Consider the following 5,760-nt stretch of genomic DNA (forward strand, 5'->3'; position numbering starts at 1 on the left):
CGAAACCAGAAGAGTCTCATTGTCGAATTTCACGGCGTGGGAAGCTTTCGCAATCGATTCTCCGACAATTTCATCCCAGTTGGCGGCAACGCGCCATCCCCCCAGTTTGTGCGCCAGACCGAGGCGTGATAAGATGCCATCGATGAGATTTCCCAGTCGGGCAGAATTATGTTTGGAGGCTTTTTTAGCGTTCTTTTTCATGAGGCTTAATTATACCATATATTAAACGCCTAAGCAAGGGAAAAGTTCATATATAACTTATTATTTGCAAATAAGTTACATTAATTTTTGAGGTGCCAAAAAAGTTTGAAAATTACCAGTTTTTTTCAACCGGTTTCAGCTGTTTTTTGTGGGGAAAACGGGGGTTGGGGATAAAGAAATCGGGTCCTTCCCGGCGCATCAGACGGACGGTCAAATCCTGGCATGCCTGACAGCGTCGGATGGAATTGCGGTGTTCTTTCTTAATGATTCTTTTGCGGCGGTGTTCCGGCGCGAAGACCGGATGCGAAATTATTTCGTAACCGGCTTCGGGATTCTGCTCATCATGAAACTTAACACCGGCGATTATCTGCCGTGAGACCGGGTCATAGACGGTGGCGCCGGGGCACTCGATAAACATCTTGTCGTCATCGAGAAGCGCGGTATCATTGATATCGGAAGAGGAGTCGTCCTGAAAGGGGGAGTAGACCGGCTGGCGCTCCGGTTCCACTCGTTCCGGATTTTTATGACGGTTGCCTTTAGGTTTCATTAATGAAAAACTCCCTCCCGAGTGCGGCTACCCTTTTATGAGCAGGACCACGGAGAAAATTGCCACCGCGATTGGGAGAACGCGGTCAAAGGGAAAGGGAAGAAAATAGGAAACGACAAAAGCGACCACGACAGAAGGCAACACTACGAAGCGGAAGACGTTGAAGGAGAGTTTTGCCAGCTTGGATATAAGAAGAACAGCCAGAGCAACCAGCAGGATGCCCGCCGCCACAATACCGACTGTGCCGAAGCGGTCATAAATGTAGCGATAGCCGTCAGTCCAGAATCCGGTCGTATCAATACCGAGGTTGGTAATATTTCCGAGTGAATCAAGCATACCGCGTCTCCCGCTTAGAATTCTTCCATCGGTTCAATGGTAAGCGACGATTCGCCGACCCGGGTGAGGCCGGACATCCGCTGTGTCAGGAAATTCTGCGAGGTTATCCAGCGATGAGAGATAGCCAGCACTTCGTTGCTGTCCAGCTCCGAGATCCAGTCGAGGATCAGAGTATCGATCTGCTTGCCATCGACTTCGAGGTCATCCATAGTCAGCGTAAACTTGATTTTCATTTCATCGCCTGCCTTTAACAAGGTTCCTTCTTCATTCCGGCATATCAGTTTTGCAAGGGGGATGCCGCAGCGGCGAGGTTTTTTAGGGTTTTGTGTAAGTCATTGTCGGGCAGACAATTGAAGAGAAAAATTGTTTGAAATAACAGGCGTGCGAAAGGGTGGATAACTTCTCCGACCGCGGGAATGAATGGGAATAATCCCATAACTATTGGGATAAAAAAAGCCCCGACTTGCAGTTAAGCCGGGGCATCGACAGGTATTGTGGATTTTGACCGAACCATCAGTATGGGTTGATGCCTGACGGTTGGTCTATCAGTCTTTTGTCCTGCTGCTACTCGTTTAGAGGTAACGGCGGTGGATGATAGGGAAGCCTGCCACGCCGTCGGCTATGATTCTTCCGATCCCCTTTCATAGCCAGTCTTTGAAGAAACAGCAGGACGAAAATCGATCTTATCTTCCACCTCAATTTCGTCGGTCGACGTTAAGCCGGCCTACGATAAATGAGGTTTCAGAGAAACAGTCAGATCATAGGCGGAATCCTCCTTGAAAAGGGTTGACGGTTCCGCGGCGAGGTAGTGGGGAACAGCGCTCTCTGCTGGTCGTCTTAATGCCGGAATTGGCTTACTTAAGAAAACAGACTGATGTGGGGATTACCACGATGATAATATAAGGGAAAAGAGAAGAGCCGGTCAACCAGAAAGGGGCAGAAGAATGCCGCTCGGCAAAATTTGCGAGGAGGGGAATGAATCGTTTGGAAGATGCGGCAGGTCTCAATTCTCTGCAGACAGGAAACAGGACCCGCCGCAACTGCTCATAAAGATACCATGGTCATAGTGAAAGGTCCATAAGGGATGACGCAGGATATCTCGCGAAGAAAGCCATTGGGAATTTGGCAGAATTTCTGGACTGATTGAAAACCAGGTCGAAACCTTTTAGGTTTCGACCTGTCAAACCTCTTCAGCAAACCGGCGCCGGACCGTTTTTGTACAGATGCGCAATCAGATAAGTGGCGTCAAGAATATTCACAACACCGTTACCATTGGCATCAGCGGCATCCAGCGGCTCCGGGTCCGGTCCATTCTTGTAGAGATAAGCGATAATAAAGGTGGCATCGAGGATATTGACGGCGCCATTGCCGTTGGCATCACCGCAGATAAAGGTCGGCAGACAGATATTGGTGAGAAAGTTGTCAACGGCGCTCAGGCTTCCATCATACGGATTGAAAACCGGAAAATCAGCCGAGCCGGTGATACCGGACAGATAAAGGCATCCGAAAGTATCGACAGCAATTGCATGGGATGATTCGTAATCGCTGCCACCCAGATAAGAACAGAACAGCAGATTGGAACCGTCGGGGCTAATTTTTGCGGCAAAACTGTCTCCGTTGCCTCCGAGACTGGCATCAAAAGGGTCGACAACCGGGAAATCCGATGATTCCGTGGTGCCTATTACATAAATGTTGTCCTGATTGTCCACCGCGATATTTCGGGAGCCACTGGAGAAAGGATAGAGGACATCCTGGTCGGTGCCGCCCAGATAAGTTCGAAAAAGCAGCGAGTAGTTGCTTCCGCTGTAGGCTGAAACAAGAGCATCGATTAGGCCACCGTAACTATTGTCGAAGACACCGGCCGTCGCCAATCCCGCCGAACTTGCAATTCCCCCTATGATAAAATCGCCATTGCTGTTCAGCGCCATCGAATTCGCTGTTTCGACTCCATTCAATTCGGCGCCGCCGATAAAAGTGCTCACCATCAGGAAAAGCTGGCCATTCCCGGCGATATCGAATCCGGCCATGAAACCATCAGTACTCCCCGAGAGAGTGTTGTCGTGAGCGTTGACGGCGGGCAAATCGGGAGAAGAGGTGGACCCGCATATGTAGGGATAATAGGGGGAGTTTCCTTTAACCACTAATCCGGTGGCGTAATCGGAACTATCTCCACCAAAATAGGTGCTGTAGGTGATTGAACCCGACAAGGTAGTCAGACTCAATAACGTTAAGAAGGCATCAGCATCGCCCGAAAGGGTATTGTCAAAGTAGTTAAGGGTCGGGAAATCAGTAGATGTCGTGAGCCCGGCGATCCAGATGCGCAGTGTCGGAGTGAGGCAGGGCGGTTGGCATCGGACCACAATATCATTAGCCGCTTCTCCCCCATTTCCACCCAGATAAGTGCTGAAACTGAGAGTATTGCCGGCGGCGCCGATTCTTGCCACGATAACATCGGCTGCGCCATTCAGGGACCCATCGACCGGATTTACAGTTGGAAAATCATTGGAAAATGTGTGGCCGGAGATAAAGATATCTCCGAACAATGTCATGGCATTACTGAGGTCGTCATTGGAACCACCCAAAAAGGTGCTGAAGATTATACTATTTCCCGAGGCGTTGAATTTGGTCAGGAAGATATCGTCGTTGGAATTGAAAGTATTGTCATAGCCGCTTAATACAGGGAAATCGGCCGAGCTGGTGATACCGCAAATAAATGCTTCCCCCGAGGCATTGATTCTCATGTCGGCGCAGAGGTCATCTCCGGAACCGCCGAGCAGGGTGCTGAAACTGAGCACCGGGTCAATAATCAGTCTCCGGGAGGAATCATAACTGCCGGACAGTTTGAAGCCGAAACTGTTCTGACCTCTTAACTCAAATGCCCCGCTGACCTCGGCGCGTTTGCCGTCAGATTCCTGATAAATATAGGGCGCCTTCTCTACAAAACTGCCCCAATCTGTTTCTATTATCAGGTTGCCGTCGGCGTTCAGGGAAATATATCGCGCCCCTTCATAGGCGATGGCTATTCTGCTTAAATCTGCGCCAGGAGTAATAATAAAATCATACTCCAGCTTCCCGTTTTCGCCGTGGAACCGCAGATTGACACCGTCATAGAGATTGGTGTAAGTTATCGACTCGTAATTGGGGACATCGGTTCGCCATCGGCTCGTGTCATTTCCCAGAAAATAATTGCACTTGTAATCGATAAGCCTCTCGCCGGTTACAACCGGATGGCGGTTCGCCCCGATGAATGACGCCTTCACCAGACGGGACTCAATTTCGGGCGTTTGCTTCAGTTCTGCCGGCTTTGCAGGGAGCGCTTTGTCCGGCGACTTTTCCCGGAACAGCTGATAAATCATGCCGCTGGTTGTAAACCAGACCGCGGCGCCATCGGCATCGGAGCGGAAGAGCACCGAATCGGGCCACTGCCCCTGATTGACGGTGAAGGCTCGTTGCCGGATTTCATACCGCTTGCCCCCGGGCATTTCTGTGACCGCGTTGCTCAAGTCATAATATCCAACTATCGCCAACGCGGTAAAAAGAAGCAGACTCCGTCCCTTGCCTGAAACGGCCCCAGATGGTCTCAACAAGTTCGTAAAACGACACGACATAATTCTGACCTCTCACATGGTAGTGACTTATTCAAACTGACCGGATTCGTTCGTACGAATACCGGCAGACTTGCCGCCGCCATAACAGCACAGCCTCACAGATAGTCAGATTCTTTAGAAGTTTGAATAATGATATGCCTATTACCTGTCCCCAAAGCGCCTGCCCCGGACCGGCAGGGTCGCATTTGATACGACTTTCAGGAAATTGCTATTAGAGAATAGTTTCAGTCACTTCCGGAAATTTCCAGATCCCCGGGAAGAAATTGTCCCCGCCGCGGTAGTACCCTTAGAATACGGCAATGAACTTAATCGGTGGTGCTCCGCTTCCCTTAAGGGAAGAACCGGACCGAACCACCAGAGGCATCAGAAATGGAGGTGGGTTATGTTCCACTCATGCAAGCGATGGATGACAATGTTGTTAGCCGGGGTCATGATTTCCGGCCTGGCGTACGGGGCAAGCGACTACCGTCTCTCCGGTCCCTATCAGTTCCAGAATCTGACCATTTTTATCGCCCACAGCGACCTGGAAGCCGATGTCAGCAACCTGCTCACTCTCAATGAGGCGCTGGAGAAAGGGTATGTGACAGTCTTTGAAACCGGTCAGGTGGGGGAACTGGCGATAGAGAACTTTTCCGCTTACCCTGTCTATATTCAATCGGGAATGATAGTCAAAGGGGGCAAGCAGGACCGGGTTTTGCGTTTCGATATAATAATCCAGGCAAAATCGGGGCGGGTGCCGCTGCCGTCGTTCTGCGTGGAGCAGGGGCGCTGGACCGCTCGTGAGAAGGAGAGCGCTGACCGCTTCAGTTCGGCGGCAAAACTGGTGCCGCATCGGGAAGTAAAGCTGGCGGCGAAAGCGGCTGAGTCGCAGGAGCAGGTCTGGTCCTCGGTAGCCGATTTGGGAAAAGCCATAAAAAGCAATGTTCGCGGCGAAGCGGATGGCGGAGGCTATCACTCCAGCAGCCTTCAGATAATGCAGGAAGATGAAATCGTGCGTTCGCGGGTGGAAGATTACCTCGAATACTTTCGCGGGAAGATTCGTCTGCGCGACGACGCCGTCGGCCTGAT

The 5,760-nt window shown here is 50.8% G+C and carries 6 protein-coding genes; 1 reads left to right on the plus strand and 5 read right to left on the minus strand.

The annotated features are described in order from the left end of the window. The 5 genes from AB1690_13640 to AB1690_13660 all read right to left on the minus strand — a co-directional run. Nucleotides 1-201, minus strand: a 201-nt coding sequence (locus AB1690_13640; protein MEW6016350.1) for a DciA family protein, incomplete at its 3' end; no start/stop codon positions are given. Nucleotides 202-313: 112 nt separating this feature from the next. After that, nucleotides 314-748 (minus strand): hypothetical protein, encoded by a 435-nt coding sequence (locus AB1690_13645; GenBank protein MEW6016351.1) that lies wholly within the window; start codon nucleotides 746-748, stop codon nucleotides 314-316. Nucleotides 749-775: 27 nt separating this feature from the next. After that, nucleotides 776-1,084 carry a hypothetical protein gene (locus AB1690_13650; protein MEW6016352.1) on the minus strand — a complete coding sequence of 103 codons (309 nt, stop codon included), beginning with the start codon at nucleotides 1,082-1,084 and terminating at the stop codon, nucleotides 776-778. 14 nt (nucleotides 1,085-1,098) lie between these two features. Next, on the minus strand, nucleotides 1,099-1,317 hold the full coding sequence (locus AB1690_13655) for a hypothetical protein (GenBank protein ID MEW6016353.1): 219 nt from the start codon (nucleotides 1,315-1,317) through the stop codon (nucleotides 1,099-1,101). Between the two features lie 957 nt (nucleotides 1,318-2,274). Next, entirely contained in the window at nucleotides 2,275-4,566 is a 2,292-nt protein-coding gene (locus tag AB1690_13660; GenBank protein ID MEW6016354.1) for a dockerin type I domain-containing protein, read from the minus strand. A gap of 532 nt (nucleotides 4,567-5,098) precedes the next feature. Here AB1690_13660 and AB1690_13665 point away from each other — a divergent pair. Then, nucleotides 5,099-5,760 (plus strand): DUF6569 family protein (locus tag AB1690_13665; GenBank protein MEW6016355.1); only part of this gene is annotated, 662 nt, incomplete at its 3' end.

The sequence above is a fragment of the Candidatus Zixiibacteriota bacterium genome (assembly GCA_040753495.1).
Taxonomy (GTDB): domain Bacteria; phylum Zixibacteria; class MSB-5A5; order GN15; family PGXB01; genus DYGG01.